This is a genomic window from Methylicorpusculum oleiharenae, assembly GCF_009828925.2.
In the GTDB taxonomy this organism is placed as follows: domain Bacteria; phylum Pseudomonadota; class Gammaproteobacteria; order Methylococcales; family Methylomonadaceae; genus Methylicorpusculum; species Methylicorpusculum oleiharenae.
The window spans coordinates 23,731-45,715 of sequence record NZ_WUTY02000001.1; the positions used below are offsets into that span (position 1 = coordinate 23,731).

21 protein-coding genes are annotated in these 21,985 nt (G+C 51.5%); 16 read left to right on the plus strand and 5 right to left on the minus strand.

All coding sequences use genetic code 11. From position 1 onward, the window contains the following. Nucleotides 1-47: 47 nt before the first annotated feature. From GO003_RS00110 to coxB, 4 genes are read right to left on the minus strand one after another with little or no spacing between them, the layout of a single operon-like run. Nucleotides 48-818 (minus strand): cytochrome c oxidase assembly protein, encoded by a 771-nt coding sequence (locus GO003_RS00110; protein ID WP_159658159.1) that lies wholly within the window; start codon nucleotides 816-818, stop codon nucleotides 48-50. Beyond that, the gene (locus GO003_RS00115) at nucleotides 809-1,159 is read right to left on the minus strand and encodes a hypothetical protein (RefSeq protein ID WP_159658158.1); all 351 of its coding nucleotides are present in this window, start codon (nucleotides 1,157-1,159) and stop codon (nucleotides 809-811) included. Before GO003_RS00115 ends, GO003_RS00110 begins: the two co-directional genes overlap by 10 nt. Then, entirely contained in the window at nucleotides 1,159-3,675 is a 2,517-nt protein-coding gene (ctaD, locus tag GO003_RS00120; RefSeq protein ID WP_159658157.1) for a cytochrome c oxidase subunit I, read from the minus strand. The genes GO003_RS00115 and ctaD overlap by 1 nt, the downstream gene beginning before the upstream one ends. After that, nucleotides 3,668-4,384, minus strand: coding sequence for a cytochrome c oxidase subunit II (gene coxB, locus GO003_RS00125; RefSeq protein ID WP_231088735.1), 717 nt, complete (start codon nucleotides 4,382-4,384; stop codon nucleotides 3,668-3,670). The genes ctaD and coxB overlap by 8 nt, the downstream gene beginning before the upstream one ends. Before the next feature lie 24 nt (nucleotides 4,385-4,408). Between coxB and GO003_RS00130 the strand changes: the two genes are divergently transcribed. After that, nucleotides 4,409-4,861 (plus strand): DUF2231 domain-containing protein, encoded by a 453-nt coding sequence (locus GO003_RS00130; protein ID WP_159658155.1) that lies wholly within the window; start codon nucleotides 4,409-4,411, stop codon nucleotides 4,859-4,861. Between the two features lie 45 nt (nucleotides 4,862-4,906). Here GO003_RS00130 and GO003_RS00135 read toward each other — a convergent pair whose 3' ends face one another. Continuing rightward, nucleotides 4,907-5,320 (minus strand): CopD family protein, encoded by a 414-nt coding sequence (locus GO003_RS00135; protein WP_159658154.1) that lies wholly within the window; start codon nucleotides 5,318-5,320, stop codon nucleotides 4,907-4,909. Nucleotides 5,321-6,067: 747 nt separating this feature from the next. Between GO003_RS00135 and GO003_RS00140 the strand changes: the two genes are divergently transcribed. From GO003_RS00140 to GO003_RS00210, 15 genes are all read left to right on the plus strand, one after another. Next, nucleotides 6,068-7,387: a ferredoxin reductase family protein gene (locus tag GO003_RS00140; RefSeq protein WP_159658153.1), complete on the plus strand. Its 1,320-nt coding sequence runs from the start codon at nucleotides 6,068-6,070 to the stop codon at nucleotides 7,385-7,387. An 11-nt stretch (nucleotides 7,388-7,398) separates the two neighbouring features. After that, complete coding sequence (locus GO003_RS00145) at nucleotides 7,399-7,569, plus strand: hypothetical protein (protein ID WP_159658152.1); 171 nt, start codon at nucleotides 7,399-7,401, stop codon at nucleotides 7,567-7,569. Between the two features lie 3 nt (nucleotides 7,570-7,572). Then, nucleotides 7,573-7,767 (plus strand): DUF21 domain-containing protein, encoded by a 195-nt coding sequence (locus GO003_RS00150; protein ID WP_206444734.1) that lies wholly within the window; start codon nucleotides 7,573-7,575, stop codon nucleotides 7,765-7,767. Nucleotides 7,768-8,045: 278 nt separating this feature from the next. Then, nucleotides 8,046-8,990 carry a hypothetical protein gene (locus tag GO003_RS00155; RefSeq protein ID WP_159658151.1) on the plus strand — a complete coding sequence of 315 codons (945 nt, stop codon included), beginning with the start codon at nucleotides 8,046-8,048 and terminating at the stop codon, nucleotides 8,988-8,990. A gap of 326 nt (nucleotides 8,991-9,316) precedes the next feature. Next, nucleotides 9,317-9,730, plus strand: a complete 414-nt coding sequence (locus tag GO003_RS00160) for a BON domain-containing protein (RefSeq protein ID WP_159658150.1) — start codon at nucleotides 9,317-9,319, stop codon at nucleotides 9,728-9,730. 17 nt (nucleotides 9,731-9,747) lie between these two features. Beyond that, on the plus strand, nucleotides 9,748-10,263 hold the full coding sequence (locus GO003_RS00165; protein WP_159658149.1) for a hypothetical protein: 516 nt from the start codon (nucleotides 9,748-9,750) through the stop codon (nucleotides 10,261-10,263). A 54-nt stretch (nucleotides 10,264-10,317) separates the two neighbouring features. Continuing rightward, a complete protein-coding gene (locus tag GO003_RS00170) occupies nucleotides 10,318-10,761 on the plus strand; it encodes a DUF2383 domain-containing protein (RefSeq protein ID WP_159658148.1) in 444 nt (147 codons plus the stop codon). Nucleotides 10,762-10,874: 113 nt separating this feature from the next. Further along, nucleotides 10,875-11,441: a UDP-galactopyranose mutase gene (locus GO003_RS00175; protein ID WP_159658147.1), complete on the plus strand. Its 567-nt coding sequence runs from the start codon at nucleotides 10,875-10,877 to the stop codon at nucleotides 11,439-11,441. 216 nt (nucleotides 11,442-11,657) lie between these two features. Then, nucleotides 11,658-13,046, plus strand: a complete 1,389-nt coding sequence (locus GO003_RS00180) for a mechanosensitive ion channel family protein (protein WP_231088736.1) — start codon at nucleotides 11,658-11,660, stop codon at nucleotides 13,044-13,046. A gap of 341 nt (nucleotides 13,047-13,387) precedes the next feature. After that, on the plus strand, nucleotides 13,388-14,875 hold the full coding sequence (locus GO003_RS00185) for a transposase (RefSeq protein ID WP_159658145.1): 1,488 nt from the start codon (nucleotides 13,388-13,390) through the stop codon (nucleotides 14,873-14,875). Nucleotides 14,876-15,140: 265 nt separating this feature from the next. Then, on the plus strand, nucleotides 15,141-17,834 hold the full coding sequence (locus GO003_RS00190) for an MGH1-like glycoside hydrolase domain-containing protein (protein WP_159658144.1): 2,694 nt from the start codon (nucleotides 15,141-15,143) through the stop codon (nucleotides 17,832-17,834). A 4-nt stretch (nucleotides 17,835-17,838) separates the two neighbouring features. Further along, nucleotides 17,839-19,302, plus strand: coding sequence for an alpha-amylase family glycosyl hydrolase (locus GO003_RS00195; protein WP_159658143.1), 1,464 nt, complete (start codon nucleotides 17,839-17,841; stop codon nucleotides 19,300-19,302). 10 nt (nucleotides 19,303-19,312) lie between these two features. Next, the gene (locus GO003_RS00200) at nucleotides 19,313-19,858 is read left to right on the plus strand and encodes a gluconokinase (RefSeq protein WP_159658142.1); all 546 of its coding nucleotides are present in this window, start codon (nucleotides 19,313-19,315) and stop codon (nucleotides 19,856-19,858) included. Then, nucleotides 19,803-20,693, plus strand: a complete 891-nt coding sequence (locus GO003_RS00205; RefSeq protein ID WP_231088737.1) for an SMP-30/gluconolactonase/LRE family protein — start codon at nucleotides 19,803-19,805, stop codon at nucleotides 20,691-20,693. The genes GO003_RS00200 and GO003_RS00205 overlap by 56 nt, the downstream gene beginning before the upstream one ends. Nucleotides 20,694-20,728: 35 nt before the next feature. Next, entirely contained in the window at nucleotides 20,729-21,544 is an 816-nt protein-coding gene (locus GO003_RS00210; RefSeq protein ID WP_159658141.1) for a glucose 1-dehydrogenase, read from the plus strand. The last annotated feature ends 441 nt before the right edge of the window (nucleotides 21,545-21,985 follow it).

The following is a 21,985-nucleotide window of genomic DNA, read 5'->3' on the forward strand; positions in this document are numbered from 1 at the left end:
GCGTATGTAATATCGATGATTGATAGCGTTTAGATCCTGAACACATTTTATTGCAGCCACCGCATGCTGATCCAGACGCTGGCAACCAGATACATCAATCCAACCGGCACCCACATGATCAGGCCAACCAGTTGCTGATCCTGAATATCGTGAAGATCACTGTAGAGAGGCATCTGCGCAAAAGTCAGCAAAGCACCGAGCATGCCGGTGTGCATCAGGGTAAACAACAGAGCCGGCAAAGCGGAAGACGATTGTCTTCCCAAAATCGACCACCAGAATAGGCTTGCGGTTAACGCAAAACTGACATGCTCGGCGAAATGCCACCAGGGACTTTCCAGTGCCAGGTTATAAAACTTGGGCGCATGCCAAAACCAGATCGCAATACCCTGCAAACCGCACATCCGGATCGGAAAACGACCCAGGCGCAATAAAGGTTTCACTAGATTGATACCTGTCCGTCCGCTTGCGGCAAACCACTGCGGCAAGGGCCTCGCCAGAACGTACAGCGGAGCGATCAGGACCATGATCAGCATATGCTGAATCATGTGCATCGCCGAACTGTTATCTAACCGGGCAGCAAGGGGACCGAACGTGATCAATGCAGTAATCAGGCCGGCAACATGAAATGTCAGGGACCGTCCTGTCGTTGGTCGTATGCGCCGTGCTCCGATACAGTAGGACAGCCAGAGGAGTGCAAGCAGCAATCCACCGAGTATTTCCGGAAAACTCGTTACCTCCGTCTCTTCAATCCATCCATGCGCGTGCGCCGGATACACCGGCAGAACAACGAAAGCTAGAAGCCCAATCTTTAAAGGCATGGCGGCAATAGTAGCGCCATCAGTCCGAGACTGAGCGTTGCTATGGCACCCATCAGGTTGATGCCGGCGCCCAACCTAGCGATAAACAACCGTGACGGACTGGTTTGTCCGATTCCTGCTCGATACGCGCGCCAACAGGCGTTAGCCCAGAACAACAGGAGTCCGGTAACCGACAGGGTGCTAAACAGCAACGCGACATTGATCCAGGTGAAGGGACCCTGTTCGGCCAGTGGCGGGGCCATCTTGCAGGCGACAGCCAAGACCCCGTACATCAATGCAAACCAGATAATCCAAACAGTCAGGCCCAAGGCCAGTTGTAGCGGATGATAAGGCGACAGCATCAGAAATCTCCCCAGGCACCAGGCAACAGCACGATGGCAGCGAAGCTGATCCAAAATACGACGGACGTGTAAAGCCACCAGGGCGCTACAACGGCCAGTTCATAGGGCGCGGCTTTACCGACATAGCCATAGGCGACGCGTAAGGCCTGTAAGGCGGTCATAATCACGGCAAGTCCGCTATGGAACAGCTGATACATTAGCAGCACTGCAATAACGGCATCGTGAGCGGTTTTTGTCGAGACCAGAGCCGAATCCGACCAGACCCAAATCAAGAGAAAACAGTGTAATAGGCCTAATACCGATACGCACCACAACTGGGATTGCAAGCGGTAAACGACGCCCTTGCGCAGCCGCATGACAATCTGATTAAACCAGACCGCCGCGCCGGTCAGTAGTAAACCGCTAATCGAAAACGGCAACCAGGACATCGGTGCCGTATCGGGCAATTGCCACTGCGGCGCAACTGTCCACAAGTAGAGCCAGCTGAACAGCATGGATAAATAAAGCGCACCATCGGATAGCAGCGTTACCACCATACCCCATAACCCCGGACCATCAAATGTAAGCGAATGCAAGGGCGGATGACCGGGCATGACATCGGCGTCGGGAGCAGCGTCTGGATGTGCGCCGTTGATCCAGGACCAGCGCAGGAGAAGTAACAAACTGACCAAAACTGCGATCACAGCCATGCCATAGGACCGGGTCAGGAGGCTAATGCACACCACCGACAGCGCCAATGCCGCGCAGAAAGGCAGCCAGGAGTTGCCGGGCAGATGAATGATTTCGCGAATGCTGCCGGTAACGGGATCCGAGCCCCATGTCTCCCGCCTGCCATGAGTAATCTCCGATAAGCCATGCCGCCCCTCTGCGATCGTTGCTTGCAGGTCCGGCTCATCCCACATCGGATGCCGCGTAGAACAAACGGGCTGGCTGATAAAATTATAAGGTTGAGGGGGCATGTCCGTTGCCCATTCCAGCGTGTCGGCCTGCCAAGGATTGGTGCCCGCAGGTCGGCCGAAGCGAAAATGCAATACGATATCGAGCAAAATCATCGCAATTCCCATGGCGAAGATGAAGCCGCCTATCGATGATAGACCGTTGGGCAAATCCCAGCCAAGGCCCGCCTGGTAGGTGTAAACGCGCCTAGGCATGCCGAGAAGGCCGGTCCAATGCATGACCAGAAACGTAGTATTGAAACCGACAAATGTCAGCCAGAAACCCCAACGCGCAAGGTTGTCGGACGGCATGCGCCCGGAGAAATGCGGCAGCCAATAGTAAAGGCCAGCCATCAATGGAAAAAACATGCCGCCGACGAGAACGTAATGCAAATGAGCCACAACAAAATGCGTATCGTGCACTTGCCAGTTGAACGGCACTAAAGCCAGCATGACGCCTGTCAGTCCGCCGGCTACGAAGACAACCACAAATCCGACCAGCCAAAGCATCGGCACATGATAGACCGGCCTTCCGGTCCAGAGCGTGGCCAGCCAGGCGAACAGCTGAATGCTGGTAGGTATCGCGACCAACATGCTGGCCATCGAAAAAAAAGTCTGCGCCAGTTTCGGAATCCCGATCGCGAACATATGATGCACCCACAGGCCGAAGCTGATAAAGCCTGTCGCTATGATGGCCATAACTATCCATCGATAGCCGAAAATAGGCCGTCGTGAAAACACCGGGAGCAGAGTCGATACGATGCCTGCAGCCGGCAGAAAGATAATGTAGACCTCAGGATGGCCGAATAACCAAAATAGATGCTGCCAGAGAATCGGATCACCGCCGCGGGCGATATCGAAGAACGGCATGCCGACCGCTCGCTCTAGCTCCAGCAGGATACTGCCCAGAATCAGTGGCGGAAAACCGAACACGATCATCAATGACATGACCAGGATATACCAACAAAATAAAGGCATGTGCATCAGTTCCATACCGGAAGTCCGGCTACGCAGGATCGATACGACCAGCTCAACCCCGGCCGATACCGCCGAGATCTCGACAAAGGTTATGCCGAGCAACCAGAAATCCACATTGGGTCCCGGCGAGTAAACGGCATTGGTCAACGGTGTGTACATGAACCAGCCGCCCGCCGGCGCGATTCCCAGTACCAGGCTAGACATCAGGATCAGGCTACCGAAAAGATAGCAAAAGTATCCAAAAGCACTGAGCCTCGGAAACAGTAAATCGCGCGCGCCGATCATTTTCGGAATCAGATACAGCGCCAATCCCTCCAGGATCGGCACCGCAAACAGAAACATCATCACTGTGCCGTGCATTGTGAAGAGTTGGTCGTACAGTTTGGGGCCGATGATTTTCTGCTGCGGCAATGCCAGTTGCGTGCGCATTAGCATCGCCATCAGTCCGCCGATCAGAAAGAACACCCCGCCCGTTACCATGAAGCGTATACCGACTGCGGTATGATTGACTACGGTTAATGCCCGCCAGCCTTGCGGATTGCCCCAGACCTTGATGAAATCCTGATGCAGGGCGTCCCTATCTTTCCCGTTTGCCTCATTCATGTTTGTACGCCTCCAGCCAGGTCTTAAAATCTTGCAAAGTGTGGGCTTGCACCGCCAGCACCATGTCGGCGTGACCGGTGCCGCAAAATTCGGCGCACTGGCCGCGGTAATGGCCAGGCAGGTCAGCTTGCAGCCGCAGGATGTTGGTGCGACCCGGAATCATATCGAGTTTGCCGCCCAATCTCGGTATCCAGAACGAATGGATCACATCGGCGCTGGTCACATGGATGTCGACCGGGATGCCGGCCGGCAGGTGCAGCTCATTTTTCAACACGATACCCGCATCGGGGTATCGGATTTCCCACCACCACTGATGTCCGGTTACATTGATGCGAAGCGGTGTTTGCCCGACCAAAGGCAGCGGCAGCATGCGGTAACCCATCGGAATGCCGAAGCCAAGCAGGATGGAGAGACTGATAACCGGCAGCACCAGTCCACCGCCGATAATCCAGCGCAGGTTGAGCCGGCTGGCCTGTGCTATGGTCAAGGGCTTCGGTTTGCGCCACATCGCATAGAGCCATAAGGTTACGATGACCGACAGCACAAGTGCGGAAAAACCGAACATGCCCCACCATAGCGCAGCTGCGGCATGGGCTGACGGCCCGGCAGGATTCAGAATGGATTGGGGACCTCCACAGCCACCCAGAAAAAAAAGAATGATAAACGCTACGGGTGAAGCTAAACTGCGATTAACCGTTAACACGTTCATTTTCAACCAAAAAGGAAGACCACGATGGCGAAAGAACCCATTATCAGTCGGATGTCTGTTGCCGGCCATCCTGTGCATCCTATGCTGATTCATTTTCCCGTGGCCTTCCTGCTCGGGCTGGTCGGTGCCGATCTGGCTTTTCTCTATACGGCTGACCCGTTCTGGGTGCGTGTCGGCTTGTGGCTGGCGGGACTGGGGAGTCTGGGCGGGTGGTTGGCGGGACTGGCAGGCTTGGTCGACCTCGTATTCGTCCCGCGCATACGCAATCTGATCATCGCTTGGAGCCATGCGCTGATGGCCGTCATGACGCTGTCGCTGGCTTCGTTCAACTGGCTGCTGCGCTTCAGTGAGGCTAGTGGATTTGATCCCTGGTGTTTGTATATCTCGTTGCTGACGGCGGCGCTGATTACAATTACCAGCCTGCTGGGCGGGCAAATGGTTTACCATCATGCAGTCGGAGTTCATATTGATCCCTGAGGCCTCAACCCGTCTATTTCGCTTCAGATGTTTCAATAACAACTCCTATAGGGGTTTACTCAGAACGATCCAAACTATCGAAGGTATCAGGATTGCAACCACGATTCTCAGTAACACGCTTGCTACCCCTATATTTTTATAGGATCTATTCTGCGTGAGCAGCAGCATCCAGCCGCTAAGTACATGGCACAGCACTAACACGGCGACCAATGTGAACTTAATAATAAGCCAATGCTTTGAAATGCCACCCGTTATAAAAAGGGCTGTGCCGGAAGCGATAGCCATCAATGCAACGGGCGTAGAGAATAATCTGTAAACCATTAACATCATGGCTTGCTGACGCTCACGCTCGATGTCCGTATGTTGTGAAGCCGTCCCGGTTATCAAGGCAGGTAGATACAGCAATGAGCCGCACCAGCACACTACAGCGGAAATATGTAACAGTAAAAGCCAGAGCATTAACCTCTCCTTTCCAGCATTGAAACCCATTTCTGAAATCTACCGACATGCTTATGTCAATCTGCATTGGAAATTCAGGCGTTTTCGCAGGACTAATAAAACGCATTGATTCATTTATCGCAAAAGGCATTTATCTGCATGAATTCTTGCTCCTGCAATCTTTTCAATTAAATGATGCCAGTCTAGTGGGGGACCTTAGTAAGAATAAAAACTTCATTGTCTTTTATCTGTGCGGTACCAAACCGACGACCAAGGCTGGCAGGAATAGTATTAAAAAGGCCTATAAAAACGTCCTTCATATGTTTAAACCATCGGCTTTACCGATTAGCTTGAGCAACACAGTTTCTAATAATTTGTATTTTGAGTTTATCAGGTTAGGGTCAATTCTTTGCAGTCATTGGCATCTGTGCAAATTAGCGATGCCCTATATTCAACCAGTGAATCTATTGGTTTCCCTGGAATACCGGGGGATAAGTTAATAGGGGAAGGCCAAAGACGCGTCGGTGAGTAGATTTTGAATTAACCCTAACCTTCCTATTCTTGAGACTAGGTTAATGTTTGTCGCTTCCTTGATTCGGCAACGACCAATGGACATGAGCTAGGGCGGCGTGATCGACTCCCTTTTAATTTTTTCCTGCCCGGTCTTGGCGTTTCCTGTTGATGACTGTATAGATTAAAACACGCAAGGCTTTTATTTTACGGCAGCTGCCGCCGCAAATTGGCGAATACAACAACGAGGGGACGCAATTGAAATACGGTTTCTGGCAAGCAGTTGCATGGATTATCATTTACTTGGGTCTGGTGCAGCTGCCGACAATCCTGGCGTTAGGATTTCAAGCGCCGTCGGCGGGGTCATTCGCGGCTGAATTGGGGGCAATATTAGGCTTACTAGCACTTGGTGTTCTGGCGATGCAAGCAGCCGTCTCAGGGCGTCACCGCTGGTTTGCAGTGGGTGCGGGCATGGATAATGTACTGCAATTTCACCGTCAACTCGGCATCTTTGCCCTCCTTTTGGTACTTGCCCATCCGGCCGCGATGTTAATCGCCAATCCAACCAATTTTGCGTTTCTTGATCCGCGCGTCAACCTCATGCGCGCCGCAGCGTTGAATTTCATCATCATCGCTACATTGATCTTGGTCACAAGTTCCCTGCTACGGTTGACATTTCGACTGTCCTACGAGCTATGGCGAGTCATCCACGGCGTGTTATCTATTCTGGTCATTATCGGTGGCCTCAGTCATGCATTGCTGGTTAACAGCTACTTCGCGCCGGACTGGAAAAAACTGGTCTTAATGAGCGTGGTCGGGTTAGCACTGTTACTAATTGTTGAATCACGCCTGCTGCGCCCACTCAGAATGCTCCGGAGGCCCTGGAGGGTCATTGAAGTCATCCCAGAACCCGGAAATGCTACAACAATAATGTTCGAGGCCCAAGGCCACGCCGGACTGAAATTCCGCCCCGGCCAGTTCGTATGGTTGACACTCGGCGATTCACCGTTTTCGCTACAACAACATCCTTTTTCTATTAGCTCGAGCGCTGCCCATCCCGATAAATTGGCCATCACCGCCAAAGCGCTCGGCGACTTCACCAGTAACCTGAGCGCAGTCCAGCCAGGCACCCATGCCTGGCTGGAAGGACCTTACGGTGTATTCTTTCATGACGCAGCCCGCTCGCGCGGTGCGATCTTCATCGCCGGCGGAGTCGGCATCACGCCAATTATCAGCATGCTGCGTACTTACCGCGATCTAGAGCGCGATTATCCGTTATGGCTGATTTACGCCTGCTCGGATGCTGATTCAATCCTGTTCCGCGATGAATTGAACGAAATGGCCGCCCATTTGCCGCTGACTTTGGTGTGTGTCTTGTCGAATCCGAATGAAGAATGGAACGGCGAGACCGGCTACGTCGATGCCGATTTACTCGCCCGCCATCTGCCCGAGGACAACGATGTCATCGAGTATTTTCTATGCGGTCCACCGCTGATGATGGACAGTGTCGAACCGATTCTGATCGCTCGAGGAGCGGCTCTCAACCGGGTTTATTCGGAACGTTTCAATCTCGTCTAAAGGGGTCGCCGATGTTGCATATTAAAGCCCGCCATTCCGGAACCATTACCGCCGCCCTACTGGTATTAATCGCTGTGGCGTTGGCCGGACTGCGAACCGGCGCTCTCAGTCCGGTAGAATGGCTGGCTATTTTAGCCGATTGGAGTGAAGCTCTCGGCGACGTTTACCGTCCTGAAAAGTGACCGATGATCAACCTGCGATATTGGACCGGTATTCTCATTTGCCTGTCTCAGTCTGCAGCATTGTCGGGCCTGAATTTGGCGGCCTTCAGCTTGAGCCGCTTGCGTCTCGAAACCGCCGCCGAAAAAGGTGACCCAAACGCCCGGAGGGTTTTGGCACTGCGTCGGAATTCTTATTTAGGCAGCGAGCGAATGCCGTAAGGGCTTAGAAATTCTTGTTCGTCGAGCAATCGGGTCAACACGCGCCTTAATTTCTCTTCATCCAAGATCGCCAACTAGCGCCAGTTCCCTCTGCCAGGTGTCACTGGACAGAAATTCGCCTACGTTGAATCAGACGGCGTGCCCGAGTCAAACTTGTAGTGTAGGGATGTTGCTTGACTTCTGAAGCTGCAACTTGTTCAGCTTATTGTTTGATAGCGAACAGACTAGGCCGGCGATTCGTTTAATAATTCTCGCACACAACTGAATGGAGACTCATTATGACCTTATCTAATCACTCAACCGCTGACGAATACGCAATATCCTTACAAACTTCACCCAGCGCAGTGTCGTGGAGCGCTATCTTGGCAGGAGCTACAGCCGCCGCTGCCCTGGCATTAATCCTTTTGATGTTGGGGGTGGGTTTGGGTCTGTCTTCGGTATCACCCTGGGCTTACAGCGGTGTCAGCGCAACCACTTTCGGTGTCTCGTCTATCCTGTGGTTGACCTTCACGCAACTCATTGCTTCGGGGCTGGGTGGGTACCTAGCCGGCAGGTTGAGAATAAAGTGGTTGGCGGTGCCTACGGACGAGGTCTATTTCCGTGACACCGCGCACGGCTTTCTGGCCTGGGCCGTTGCCGCACTGACGACCGCCGCGCTACTGACTTCGGCGGCTGGGTTCATCGTTAGCGGTGGAATCCAGGCTGGGGCCTCTGTAGCGGGCGGAGTGGCCACGGCCGTCGGGGCCGAAGCGGCGGAATCCGACAGCAACCGTGAAGCGATGGATTATTTCGTGGATTCGCTATTCCGAAAGGAGATCAATGCAACTACCTACGCCCTGACTCCAGCCGAAAGCGATTCGGCGCAGCAGCCAGTCCGGTTTCAGAGGGCAAAGCCTGCCGAATCTGCATCCGAAGTCACCCGCATCTTCATCAATAGTATTCACACGGGCCCTCTGCCTGCAGAGGATGTTCAGTATGTCGGACAGGTTGTCGCGTTGCGTACCGGCATGAGTCAACAAGAGGCTGAACAACGGGTGAAGGATACCTATGCTCGCCTACAGAGCCAGCTGCATGAGGCGAAAACTGCGGCGAAAGAAGCGGCTGACAAAATGCGCAAGGCTTCCGCCTATATGGCGCTGTGGTTCTTCATATCGCTACTCATCGGTGCATTTGTTGCCAGTTACGCGGCTATATTCGGTGGTCAGCAACGTGACCTGTGCTAGCAACTTCCACTCACTAACCGTTAAATAAGGAGACAAGCCATGCGTTCAATTCTTTTGTTCGTGCTCGGTATTCCCATTCCCATCATCATTTTGATTGCGCTATTTTTATAATAGGCTCGTGAGACAGTCGGCGTGAAAAGTCGCTTTCTTCTTCCCCACCCATTATGAAATGGAGAAAGCGGCTTCGAAATTAGAGGGATAAATTAAACCATCCACCAGTTCAGGCAGCAAAACAACGCAGGCCCAAAACGGTGAGCCATTAACAATAAATCCCCCAGGGATGGCATTCAATTATCTTAAAAAATAAAAAAAGCGAGGAAATTACAATGTCTACACGATTACCGTTAGTACTCTTCACTTTAACCGGCAGCCTACTCCTGATGAGCGGTTCCGTTCAAGCCGAACAGGGTGCCGTCCTCTATTTGGCGAACGGCTCCAGTTCGGAACTGGAAAACACCGAGCGCAATGTTCGCGACAGAGATGATGCTACTTTAACCCCGGTAGATCAAAAGGAAACCGAAGGCGATATCGCTATCACAGCGGCCATCCGGCAAGCCGTGGTTAGAAATGAGTCGCTATCAGTCAATGCGCAAAATACAAAAATCATCACCCGTAATGGCGTGGTGACTTTGCGTGGGCCTGTTGAAAGTGAAGCCGAAAAAATCAAACTGCATGCTATCGCCAAGCAAACACCCGGCGTCGTGCAGGTAGATAATCAACTTGAAATTAAAGCGCCTTAAAGGCTCAGGAGAACGCCATGAGTAAAGCAGTATTTTGTATCGCCCAAAACACCGGTCAGGCAGAGAGCATCGTTAATGACCTGAATGCCGCGGGTTTTTCCCACAGTGATATATCAGTTTTGTTTTCGGACAAATCCTCTACCCAGGATTTTGCCCATGAAAAGAACACCAAAGCGCCCGAAGGGGCTGCTCTGGGAGGGACAGTGGGCTTTGGCACCGGCGCAGTACTCGGCTTGTTAGCCGGGATTGGCGCTTTGGCAATTCCCGGTGTAGGCCCCTTTATCGCCGCAGGACCCATTATGGGCGCCCTGAGCGGAGCCGCAGTAGGCGCTGCCACCGGCAGTTTGGCGGGTGGCTTAATCGGGCTGGGAATCCCCGAGTATGAAGCGAAACGCTACGAAGGAAAAGTCGCGGGCGGCAATGCTTTGATTTCGGTCCATACGACCAGCAGCGAAGCGGTGGATAAAGCGAAAAAAATCTTCGAGCTGGCTCATGCCGAGGATATTTCTTCGACAGGGGAAGCGTCAGTTTAAGCATCGATGATGCACTGGCACGTCATCAAAAACTAATCACCCAGGAGTTATATCATGCACAACATTGAAACACTCAACAAATTTCTGAAAGATGAATTATCGGCAACAGAAACCTATCAACAGGCGCTGGACAAACTTCGAGAAGATGTCGGAGCTAGCGAAGCGGAGGTTCTAACGCCCATTTATGAGGATCATAAGCAGGCAGTTTCCAGTTTACAGGCACTCATCAGTCGACTGGGAGGAACGCCCTGTGAGGATTCAGGAGCCTGGGGAACGTGGGCAAAAATAGTCCAGGGCAGCGCTAATCTGCTGGGAAAAGAAACGGCCCTAAAGGCTTTACAGAGCGGAGAAAAAAGCGGCGCCGAAGCTTATGAGGAAGCGTTGGAGGAGAGTGAGCTGTCATCAGATATTCACACTTTGATTGAAACGAAGCTGCTGCCTGCTCAACAAGCGCATATTAGAACTTTGGATCGGCTTTTGGGCGCGGAAACTGAGTAGGTTTTTCAATCTTCTTAGCCTTAGCAAGCAGTTTTTAAATGAAGTCAGCGTGAACTCAAATTGATTCGCGCTGGCTCTATTTATTGCGTTACCGGATTTTAAATTAAGGTGAATTGAAAAATGAAGAGGACGTCAAAGTTTTTCTGGATAGCATCAACTGTGAGCACAAAACACCCGCTAATAAATTTGTTCATGAAAGGTTAAAACAGCATGACCAACCCGTCCCGACCATAAATTTTACCGATGAGGGCATTTATAGCCGCCAGACTGATTGGCGTTTGTATCCGGGCTGTGATTTAGGCGGGCGGAGTGAAGTGTTGCTTACCAAAGAGATTCCCTGCAGATATGAGGAAAATAATTATGAACGTTATTATCCTATCAAAAAGGTTGACGGTATTCACCAATCGTTATACCAACAATATCGTAATGAAGCGAAAAAATTAAACCCTATCACTTTCATAGGCCCATGCGGTCAATATATCTATTACGACTATTGTTGGGCGAAGGATCGCGCGGATGGCAGGATCAGTTTGAATAAAGCGCGTGTCAGGAAAATGCTTGCGAATGGCTTGCATCGAAGCAATGGTTCTAAGGACGAGCTGGCGTTTCATCTCACAACCTCGTTTTGTTGCATAAAGGTGAAATTGGCTAATAATTGCGGCAATCTTGGAGAAAAATGAGATTTTGATGATCAGGCAGAGGTAAAGAAGCAGTCGCTTCCAATCATTTACCATTGATTACCGAGATTGAACTCTAAATTGCCGGCAATTTTGGGTTTGATAAGTCCTTAGCTTGAGCGATATGAATTTAGGGACTGACTTACATCGTTGACGAGCTGAAACAGTCAAACACAAGACTGAAAAAAGGGATGAAAGGCAAATAAGATGAAAAAATTAATGAAACAGATGCTCCTAACTTTCGTTTGGCTAACGTGCCTTCTGTCTGAAATTGATATCGCTCAAGCTCAGGACTTATCGAAATTATTGACCGGCAGTGATGCTAATGAAAGTGCTCCTGCACCGGATCAAGTCATTACGGTAACGCACTTGAAACAAAATGATAAAAAAATAGAAAAACGTTTGCAGCAGATTTTCTCAGAGCTGGATAATTTAAAGGACATAAAAGTGTCCGTTAGTAATGGTGTTGTAATCTTAGAAGGTGAAATTGTTTCAAAAGCAGCGGAAACAAGAGCTATTCAATTTGCCCAACAAATCGAAAGTGTTGTCGAAGTTGAGAACCGGTTAGTTATTAATCAAAGCATAACAAAACGTTTTCCGGAGACGATCAATAAAATATCGACTTTTGGCAAGCAGTTGATCGCCGGGCTTCCCTTGATTCTGATGGCGTTGCTAATTTTTTTGGTTTTTTGGAAATTGGGCGGTTGGCTTTCTCAACGTAGAGCACTTTTTCGTCGTATCAGCGTTAACAGTTTCATCGCCGAATTATTGGGGAAGATCACCCATTTTGTTTTTATACTCATTGGCATTGTCCTGGTGCTAAACCTATTGGATTCTGTCGCATTATTGAGCACAATTCTCGGTGCAGCCGGTATTTTCAGCTTGGCAGTCGGCTTTGCTATACGAGATACTGTCGAAAACTTTATCGCAAGCACCTTATTGAGCATTCGAAATCCCTTTGAAATCAACGATTTTGTTGAGATTGAAGGCCGACAAGGCAATGTCGCTCGTCTGACGTCACGGGCCACCATATTGATTTCACCGGATGGCAATCATATCCGTATTCCAAACTCGACAGTATTCAAAGCCACGATAACCAACTTCACACGAAACCCCAAGAGACAATTCCAATTCGATGTCGGTGTAGGTACCACCCACGATTTGTCAACAGCTCAAGCTATAGCATTGGCCATGCTCAAAACTGTACCCGGTATTTTAGAGGAACCAAAACCTTTAGCCATTATTCATGAGTTAGGTGATTCCCATGTGGTGATGCGTATTTTCGGTTGGGTAAACCAAACACAACATGATTTTTTAAAAGTGCGTAGCGAGGCGATTAAATCGGTGAAGCAAGCATTTGACGAATCATTGATCACGATGCCCAATCCGATTTACGATCTTAGAATGACTCATAACCAAGAGCCGTCCCAGGAAAAAAATCAACAGGAAGTTAAGACAGCTATAAAAACAGATCTTCAAAACATCGACAATCAAACTGAGGAAGTCAATGATATGACAGTCGATCGCTCTGTCGAAAAGCAGATTTTAAAGGAAAATATAGAAGACAAGGTTGAAAATCTTTTGGATCCGAATACACCTTCAGAGTAATAAATCTAAAAAGAGCAGCGTAACTATTCGGTCACCCCTCATTTTTATCGGCACGGGTTTGTCGCTTGTGTTGGGGAAATAGAGTACCGGTCTAACCCTCGCTTCCGAGTAAAGAAATGAATTTGTGACTTAGAGCCAATTGCGCAGCTCTGTAGCCCTTGACTTACTTAGCCTACAGCGCACCCTAAAAATCGTTTACCCCAAATTGTAACTGAAGAATGCGGGGTTGAGAGATACGATCACAGTTTTTTTCGGATTTTCACCCCACGATTGACAGGCTATGCAATGGGGGGTCATGTTATAATTAACCTATTGATAATTATGCTAATTATAGGTATTTTATGACTCAGATAGCGGCCGTATTATTTGATTGGGATGCCGTCGAAGCACGTTCGGATCTGGCGCGTTTTTTTCTGGTTCGTGACCATTTGCCCGACCGTGATTTGATCGCTGCTTTGGAGGCGAAACGGGGCCTAGGGCGGGATGACTATCCGGTCATTCCTATGTGGAATGCGATAGTCGCGGGTGTGGTTTTTCAACATGAATCGATTGAATTGTTGCAGCGAGAACTGTCCCGTAATCCGGCCTTGTTACAGGCGTGTGGTTTTAATGTTTTACCCCTGCAAAAAAAGCCGGTGGCGCAACTGGTGAAGAATCAGCTTACCGGGCGGATGGAGGTGATTTGGCCTCAACCCGAAGCCCCCCATTATGCGGTACCCAATAGCTGGAATTTCTCGCGCTTTCTCAGTAATCTCATTGCTGTCGAAACGGAACAAGGACTGGTTAGCCGAATGTTAATCGATTTGCGTGAACAGTTAATGGCGGTAGTGCCTGATTTTGGTCAACACCTGGGCTACGATGGCAAAGCTATTGATAGCCACAGCACCGGACACGTCGATAGCAAAAGTGGACACTGTTCAGACCCTGATGCCGATTGGGGGCATCACGAAACAGTCGGCGTGAATGCCAAAACCGGCACGCCCTGGAAGAAAGTAAAAAACTGGTTTGGCTATGGCCTGCACCTGATTGCCGACACCCACTACGAAATTCCGGTGGGATTTCACCTGACCCCCGCGTCTCGTTCTGAACAGGTCGAACTGCGGGCTATGCTTGATGAGCTGTTCGAACAAACGCCCGAATTGGCCGAACGCTGCGCGGATTTTAGTGCGGATCGGGGCCTGGATTGCGCCGAAACCAAGGCTAAGCTATGGGATGAGCATCACATCCGTCCACTGATCGACACCCGCGAAATGTGGCGATCAGAAAAACAGGAACCCCATTATGAGCCTGGTCAGCCGATTACGCGTCCTCTCTACCCTGATCGGGCTGACACTATCGTGTACACCGAGAAAGGAACAGTTCATTGTGTTTGCTTAGTCACCGGTACCCAACGCGATTTAGCCTTTCAGGGTTTCGAAGCCGATCGGGACACCCTGAAATATCGCTGTCCTGCGGCAGCTTATGGCCTGGACTGCCAAGGTAAAGCCCAATGCCACGCAGCCGGGCAAGTGAATCCGGGCGACTATGGTCGGATTGTCCGCATCGACATCACTGAACAAAATCGGCGCATTTTCGTCCCGACGCCTCATGGCAGTCCCTCTTGGCAACGAGGGTATGCTCGCCGCAGCGCCTTGGAACGCATTAACAACCGGATTGACAATAACTTCTGTTTTGAACAGCACTTTATCCGGGGCCAGGCCAAAATGAAAACCCGGATGGGGCTGGCACTGGCGGTTATGATGGCTATGGCGCTAGGCCATGTGAAAGCGGGGCGCATTGAGCAGATGCGCTCACTGGTTAAGCCGATTCCGATTCGAAATACGGGTTAAATTTTGACTGGGGCGATTTCCAACAGCCGCCGATCATATCGGCAAGCGGGCGTATTGCCTAAAAATAGGCTCTTATGGTTTTTTTGATATCGAGCGCTGAAAATCGTCGAAAGCGGCGTTAGTGAGTCGTCCAAAAATTTATTTTGAGGCGAAATAGCCGCCCCTTTTTCACCAGTGAATCTGGAAAGTGTTACAGCGCAAATGGCTCACTTAGACTCAAAGCTGTCAAGCGTTCCCGACTTATAAACTTTTGGTAGAGAAGACCATGACAAAAAATGATACGCTAGAAAACACCGCTGGCAAGGCTTGGTCGAAATGGGGACCCTATCTCAGCGAACGGCAATGGGGAACGGTGCGTGAAGATTACAGCGACAACGGCGACGCCTGGAATTATTTCCCGCATTCTCAATCGACATCGCGTGCCTATCGATGGGGCGAAGATGGTTTGGGCGGTATCAGCGACGAGAGTCAACAGCTTTGTTTCGCGCTGTCCCTTTGGAACGGGCAAGACCCTATATTGAAAGAACGTCTATTCGGATTGACCGGGCCGCAAGGCAATCATGGTGAAGACGTCAAGGAATATTATTACTATCTCGATGCGACGCCGAACCATAGCTATCTGAAATATCTCTATAAATATCCGCAGGCCGCATTTCCATACGAAGATCTGGTCGAGACCAACGGCGGGCGCTCCAAAGTAGAATCCGAATATGAATTGATCGATACGGGTGTTTTCGACGAGGATCGTTATTTCGATGTCTTCGTCGAATATGCGAAGGCGGAACCCGAGGATATTCTGATCCGCATCAGCATCGTGAACCGCGGTCCGGCCGTAGCTTCGCTTCGGGTGCTGCCGACACTGTGGTTTCGCAACACTTGGGCGGGGTCGTATGAGATGGCTCAGCCCCAATTGAACCGGGGCGAAAGCGGAAACGGCGCGAGCGCGGTGTCTGCGAGTCATGCGGAATTAGGCGATTATCAATTTATCGCCGAAGGCGCGCCGGAGTGGTTGTTCGTCGACAATGAAAGCAATAACCGCTTATTGTTCGGTGGCGAGAACCATAGCGCTTATGTCAAGGACGGCATCAACGACTGCATCGTGCTTGGCAAGCACGATGCCGTGAATCCGGAAGGATTCGGCACGAAAGCGGCGGCCGATTATGCGTTGACCGTTCGGCCCGGCGAGACGAAAACCGTAAAACTGCGCATGCGTAAAGCGGACGGTGAAGCGAAAACGGCTTTCGAAGACTTCGACGCCATCTTCGAGCAAAGAACCAAACAAGCGGATGAATTTTATCAGGAGTTGACCGGCGAACTACCGGGCCAGCAAGGGCTTGTGTTGCGGCAAGCACTGGCGGGCATGATATGGTCCAAGCAATATTACGAATTCGATGTCGGCCGCTGGCTCGACGAGCATCACGGTACGGCTACCCGCAACGGCGATTGGGGGCACATGCGCAACCACGACATCATATCGATGCCGGATAAATGGGAATATCCGTGGTACGCGGTTTGGGATTCGGCTTTTCATACCTTGGCGCTGGTACGGGTCGATCCCGATTTTGCGAAGGGGCAGCTCAGCCTATTTCTTGACGAACGGTATTTGCATCCGAACGGCCAGATTCCTGCTTACGAATGGAATTTCAGCGACGTCAATCCGCCGGTCCATGCCTGGGCCGTGTGCATGGTCTATCGTATCGATCGCGAGCGCCGGAGCGAGGGCGATATCGACTTTTTGAAGAACGCCTTTGCCGGTTTGGAGCGCAATTTTCATTGGTGGGAAACGCGCAAGGGCCCCGACGGCGATGTTTATCAAGGCGGCTTCTTGGGTTTGGACAATATCGGCGTGTTCGACCGCAGCGAACATCTGCCGACCGGCGGGCATCTCGAACAGTCGGACGGCACCGCCTGGATGGCGCTCTATGCGCAGAACATGATTCAGATCGGCCTGGAGTTGAGCAAGCACGATCCCGGCTATCAACAAAAGGTCACTGCTTATCTCGATCACTTTTTGGAAATCGCCGCGGCGATGCATGATATTGGCTGCGAACACCGGGATATGTGGGACGAGGAGGACGGTTTTTTCTATGATGTGCTGCGTTTCCCGGACGGCAGCTCGACACGTTTAAAAGTTCGTTCGCTGGTCGGCTTGTTGCCGTTATGCGCGGTCACGGTGATCGAAGCCGATACCTTGACGCAATTGCCTGAGCTCGCGGCCCGCTATGAAAAACTGGTTCAGCAAAAGGAGCATCTGGCTGAGGCGATTTTCTGTCCGGTGACGCCCGGCAGAGAGAACCGGCGCTTGCTGGCGATCTTGGATGAAGAGAAATTAAGGCGCGTGTTGACCCGATTGCTCGACGAACAAGAGTTTCTAAGCCCTTACGGCATTCGCTCGCTGTCTAAATATCATCAAGATCATCCCTATCAGTTTCATTGGCAAGACCAAACTTATACAGTCGCTTACAAACCGGGCGAGTCGGATACCTATATGTTCGGCGGCAATTCGAACTGGCGAGGCCCGGTGTGGCTGCCGGCCAATTTATTGATCGTCCAGTCCTTACTGGCGATGCATACCTACTACGGCGACCATTTTATGATGGAATGCCCGACCGGTTCAGGCAACCGGCTCAATCTGTTTCAAATCGCCAAGGAAATTTCATGCCGGCTGATGGATATATTTCTGCCCGATCAAAACGGCAGGCGGCCGGTCTTCGGCGGCGCCGAAAAGTTTCAGAACGATCCTCATTTTCATGACAATCTGTTGTTCTATGAATATTTTCATGGCGACGACGGTTCGGGGCTGGGGGCCAGTCATCAAACCGGCTGGACCGGAACCCTGGCGACATTGTTGACGATATTCGGTTCGCTCGATCATGAAGAATTGTTGGAAGGCGGTATGCAGGGAGTCGTCGAAGCATTGGCGGGAACGGACGAAAATACAACCCAGCTAGCGAGGTGACGAAATGGCGGTTTCACATTATCCATCGCTTTATCAGATCAATACACGGGTCCGGCATCGCAAATTCTGCCGCGATCGGGGTGGGGCTGCCGGCATCGGCGACTGGCCGGATAGCGAATGGCAAGGCATTGCCGAACAAGGTTTCGATTGGCTATGGCTGCTGGGCGTTTGGCAAACCGGTCAAGCCGGAGCACAAGTTTCCCGAAGTCATGAGCCGTGGCAAGCAGGTTTTCATGCGAGTTTGGCCTATTTATCCGAAGATGACATCTGCGGGTCTTGCTTCGCGGTCGCGGCTTATCGAACGGCGAAGTGTCTCGGCGGAGATGAAGCCCTTGCCAGTGTGCGCAAAAAGCTGAACGAGCGAGGCCTAAAGCTCATGCTCGATTTTGTACCGAATCACACCGCATTGGATCATCCTTGGGTTCGGCAACGCCCGGAATTTTATATTCAAGGCTCGTATGAAGATCTTACGCGAGAACCGCAAAATTATATCGAGCTCGAAAGCCTGCACGGCAAACATGTGTTTGCTTACGGCCGCGATCCTTATTTCGACGGCTGGCCTGATGCGCTGCAGGTGGACTACAGCAATCCCAAGGTACAGGAATCGATGATCGCCGAATTGCTTGCCATAGCAGAACGCTGCGATGGCGTGCGCTGCGACATGGCGATGTTGATTTTGCCGGACGTATTCGAGCGAACCTGGGGGAAATCGATAGAGCCGTTTTGGCCGAAGGCGATTGCGGCGGTGCGCGAGCGTTTTCCGAATTTCGTGTTATTGGCCGAAGTTTATTGGGATCTCGAATGGACGCTGCAGCAGCAAGGCTTCAATTACACCTACGACAAACGCCTTTACGACCGGCTCAGAGATCAAGTTGGCCGCCCGGTGCGCGAACATTTGGTCGCGGATCTGGATTTTCAGAGCAAGCTGGCGCGTTTTCTCGAAAACCACGACGAACCGCGCGCCGCGGAGACTTTTCCGCAGGATATCCACAAAGCCGCGGCGATCGTGACTTTTCTGTCGCCGGGTTTGCGTTTTTTTCATGACGGTCAATTGACTGGTAAACGTGTACATATTCCAATTCATCTGTGCCGTGGCCCCGATGAAACCGCCGATCAGCGCTTGAGCGAGTTTTACAGCGATTTGCTGCAGACCTTGCAAAGGCCGGTGTTTAGAGGCGGCGAATGGACATTGGTGGACTGCAGTCCGGCCGAAGAGCGCAACGCATCCTGGCAGGATTTCATCGTTTATCGATGGCGATCGGCCTGTGAAACGGCTTGGGTCGTCGTCAACTATGCCGCTCAGCCGGGCCAGTGTCGTCTTGTAGGGGCACAGATACCGAAAGCCAAAAATAACACGCAAGTCCTGTTGAGTTCGCAGCCGCAGAAGCCGGGTGTCGAAATGAACGAGGAGAGTATCCGGTTCCATTTTCCAGCATGGGGCTATCTTGTTTTTACGTTACCGGACTGACGAGAAAAATATGAACTCGTCGAACGGCACCCGGCATCGTACCGCGCGCGTCGTAATCATCGGCGGTGTTTCCGGTTGCGGAAAATCGACGGTCGGCAAGGCGCTGGCCGAGTATTTAGGCTGGTCCTTCATCGAAGGCGATGCGTTTCATTCCGAAGCGAGTATAGAAAAAATGCGGCGTGGCGAAGCGCTGGACGATAACGACCGAAAGCCTTGGCTGGAAAGCTTGCACAATGAAATCATACATCATCTCGATCGCGGTATTTCGGCGGTGCTGGCTTGTTCGGCATTGAAGGCGAGTTACCGCGAGATATTGCGCGGTGCCGAAGCTAACGTGAGCTTTGTCTTCTTGAGCGGCAACCGTGAAAGTCTGCATCGACGTTTGACGACACGGCAAGGCCATTTCTTAGGTGCCGAATTGCTCGATAGCCAGCTCGCGACCCTTGAATCGTCTCACGATATCCTTTTAATAGACAGCGAACAAGCCGTCGAAACGCTGGTTGAATCGATCGTGGATTGGCTGGCTTATTCTGGGAGCAAATGCGATGAAACATGATACCGAAATACTGCTGACCGGCTTGGCCTTTCCTGAAGCGCCGCGTTGGCGCGGCGATCGTCTCTGGTTTACCGATCAGCATGCGCGGCGTGTGATGACCGTGAAAACCGGTGGGCAGGCCGAGTGTGTTCTCGAAACCGACGATCTGCCGGGCGGACTCGCTTGGCTGCCTGATGGAACGCCTTTAGTCGTTGCGATGACCGAGCGTGCCATTTATAAAATCAAAGCCTGGGCTTGGACTCTCTATGCCGATTTGTCCGCATTGGCACCGTTTCATTGCAACGACATGATCGCGGCAGCCGGCGGCCGCGTTTATATCGGCAACTTCGGCTACGATTTGCACGGCGGCGCCCCGCAAGCCAAGACTCATTTGATAGCGGTCGAAACGGACGGTAGTTGCCGGATCGCAGCCGAAGGCTTGCTGTTTCCGAACGGTTGTGTGATCACGCCGGATGGCGCGACATTGATCGTCGCGGAAACTTTCGCGGCGCGCTTGACCGAATTCACGATCGGTAACGACGGCCTGTTGAAAGACGCCCGAACTTGGGCCGATTTGAGCGAGGCAACGCCGGACGGTATCTGTCTCGACGACGAAGGCGCGGTCTGGGTCGCCAGTCCCGGAACCGGCGAAGTGATCCGGGTCGAACGGGGCGGCAAGATTTCGGCCCGTATCAAGCCGTTGGGCGTGCCGTACGCATGCATGTTGGGCGGTCCGGAGCGCCGGACTTTGTTTATCACGACTTCCGAAACGGACGATCCCGATAAGGCCAACAGTCTGAAATCGGGGCGCATCGAAATGGCCGAAGTTGAAGTGCCGGGTGCGGGTTTGCCTTGATTTTCCATTAAACCCTCGAAAAAAGGAGAGACGATATGCCGCTTATTATCGAGAAATCATTAGCCGGGCAACGTGCTCTAGTGACCGGCGGTAGCTCCGGCATTGGCGCGGCGATTGCGCTCGCATTGGCCGAAGCTGGCGCACGTGTGGCGATCAATTATCTGTCCGATGCCGAGGAGGCAGGAAAGTTAGTGGATCAGATACAAGCCTCGGGCGGCGAAGCCATTGCGGTTCAGGCCGATGTCAGCCAAGAAGATCAAGTGATTGCGATGTTTCAACGAGTCATCGGGACTTGGGACAGTCTCGATATTTTGGTCAACAATGCCGGCATACAGCTCGATGCGCCTTTTGTCGAGATGACCTTGAAACAATGGGAAACCGTGGTGGCGGTCAATCTGACCGGGCAGTTTTTGTGCGCCCGCGAAGCGGTCAAGGAATTTCTTCGCCGGGGTGTGGTGCCGGAATTGTCCTGTTCGGCCGGCAAGATTATTTGCAATTCCTCGGTGCATGACATTATTCCTTGGGCCGGACACGTCAATTATGCTGCGTCGAAGGGCGGCCTGTTGATGTTCATGAAGAGTCTGGCTCAGGAAGTCGCTCATGACAAGATTAGGGTCAATGCCGTGTCGCCGGGCGCGATCAAAACACCGATCAATCGTAGCGCTTGGGAAACTCCCGAGGCGGAAGCCGATTTACTGAAACTGATTCCATACGAACGCATCGGGGATCCGTCCGATATTGCCCGTGCGGTGGTTTGGCTCGCCTCCGATGCATCCGATTACGTGGTCGGCACAACGTTGTACATCGATGGCGGGATGACGCTTTATCCGGGATTTGGCGAAGGGGGATAAGTTCTTTTTTTATCGCGTGAGGTCTTTGATAGCAATGTTTTGTTCCGGATTTGATCCGAATCTCTGTTCGTTAATTTTTCAACGGTGGGGGCTGGGCAGGCAATTTTACGTAATAAGCGTCCGAGCCGCTCAAAGCCGGTAATGATGCGGCGTTGATTATCCGCCCAAAACAAAATCAGACCCTCGTCGATGACATCGTTTCCGGGTTTTTCAGACCGAACGTTGTATTGGTGTAGAGCATGACCGAGGGACTGGATCTTTTTGCGAGCTATTCATAGAGATGAACCCCATTATTTAACCCCATAATGACACGGCCACACGCTGATATAGGCAAAGAAGTAGCACGAAATATTATTCGAATAAACAATAACAATCAGTGCGCTCCAAAGCTGACATTTTATAATGATTGTGTTCACAGACCGATAAAACAAAGCTCGAATG

What these genes read in the sequence shown, in the direction of transcription:
- coxB (WP_231088735.1), bottom strand. Translation starts at nt 4,384, where the DNA reads ATGAACGTGTTAACGGTTAATCGCAGTTTAGCTTCACCCGTAGCGTTT.
- GO003_RS00195 (WP_159658143.1), top strand. Translation starts at nt 17,839, where the DNA reads ATGGCGGTTTCACATTATCCATCGCTTTATCAGATCAATACACGGGTC.
- GO003_RS00210 (WP_159658141.1), top strand. Translation starts at nt 20,729, where the DNA reads ATGCCGCTTATTATCGAGAAATCATTAGCCGGGCAACGTGCTCTAGTG.
- GO003_RS00115 (WP_159658158.1), bottom strand. Translation starts at nt 1,159, where the DNA reads ATGCTGTCGCCTTATCATCCGCTACAACTGGCCTTGGGCCTGACTGTT.
- ctaD (WP_159658157.1), bottom strand. Translation starts at nt 3,675, where the DNA reads ATGAATGAGGCAAACGGGAAAGATAGGGACGCCCTGCATCAGGATTTC.
- GO003_RS00160 (WP_159658150.1), top strand. Translation starts at nt 9,317, where the DNA reads ATGTCTACACGATTACCGTTAGTACTCTTCACTTTAACCGGCAGCCTA.
- GO003_RS00170 (WP_159658148.1), top strand. Translation starts at nt 10,318, where the DNA reads ATGCACAACATTGAAACACTCAACAAATTTCTGAAAGATGAATTATCG.
- GO003_RS00150 (WP_206444734.1), top strand. Translation starts at nt 7,573, where the DNA reads ATGATCAACCTGCGATATTGGACCGGTATTCTCATTTGCCTGTCTCAG.
- GO003_RS00130 (WP_159658155.1), top strand. Translation starts at nt 4,409, where the DNA reads ATGGCGAAAGAACCCATTATCAGTCGGATGTCTGTTGCCGGCCATCCT.
- GO003_RS00200 (WP_159658142.1), top strand. Translation starts at nt 19,313, where the DNA reads ATGAACTCGTCGAACGGCACCCGGCATCGTACCGCGCGCGTCGTAATC.
- GO003_RS00190 (WP_159658144.1), top strand. Translation starts at nt 15,141, where the DNA reads ATGACAAAAAATGATACGCTAGAAAACACCGCTGGCAAGGCTTGGTCG.
- GO003_RS00180 (WP_231088736.1), top strand. Translation starts at nt 11,658, where the DNA reads ATGAAACAGATGCTCCTAACTTTCGTTTGGCTAACGTGCCTTCTGTCT.
- GO003_RS00145 (WP_159658152.1), top strand. Translation starts at nt 7,399, where the DNA reads ATGTTGCATATTAAAGCCCGCCATTCCGGAACCATTACCGCCGCCCTA.
- GO003_RS00155 (WP_159658151.1), top strand. Translation starts at nt 8,046, where the DNA reads ATGACCTTATCTAATCACTCAACCGCTGACGAATACGCAATATCCTTA.
- GO003_RS00135 (WP_159658154.1), bottom strand. Translation starts at nt 5,320, where the DNA reads ATGCTCTGGCTTTTACTGTTACATATTTCCGCTGTAGTGTGCTGGTGC.
- GO003_RS00110 (WP_159658159.1), bottom strand. Translation starts at nt 818, where the DNA reads ATGCCTTTAAAGATTGGGCTTCTAGCTTTCGTTGTTCTGCCGGTGTAT.
- GO003_RS00185 (WP_159658145.1), top strand. Translation starts at nt 13,388, where the DNA reads ATGACTCAGATAGCGGCCGTATTATTTGATTGGGATGCCGTCGAAGCA.
- GO003_RS00165 (WP_159658149.1), top strand. Translation starts at nt 9,748, where the DNA reads ATGAGTAAAGCAGTATTTTGTATCGCCCAAAACACCGGTCAGGCAGAG.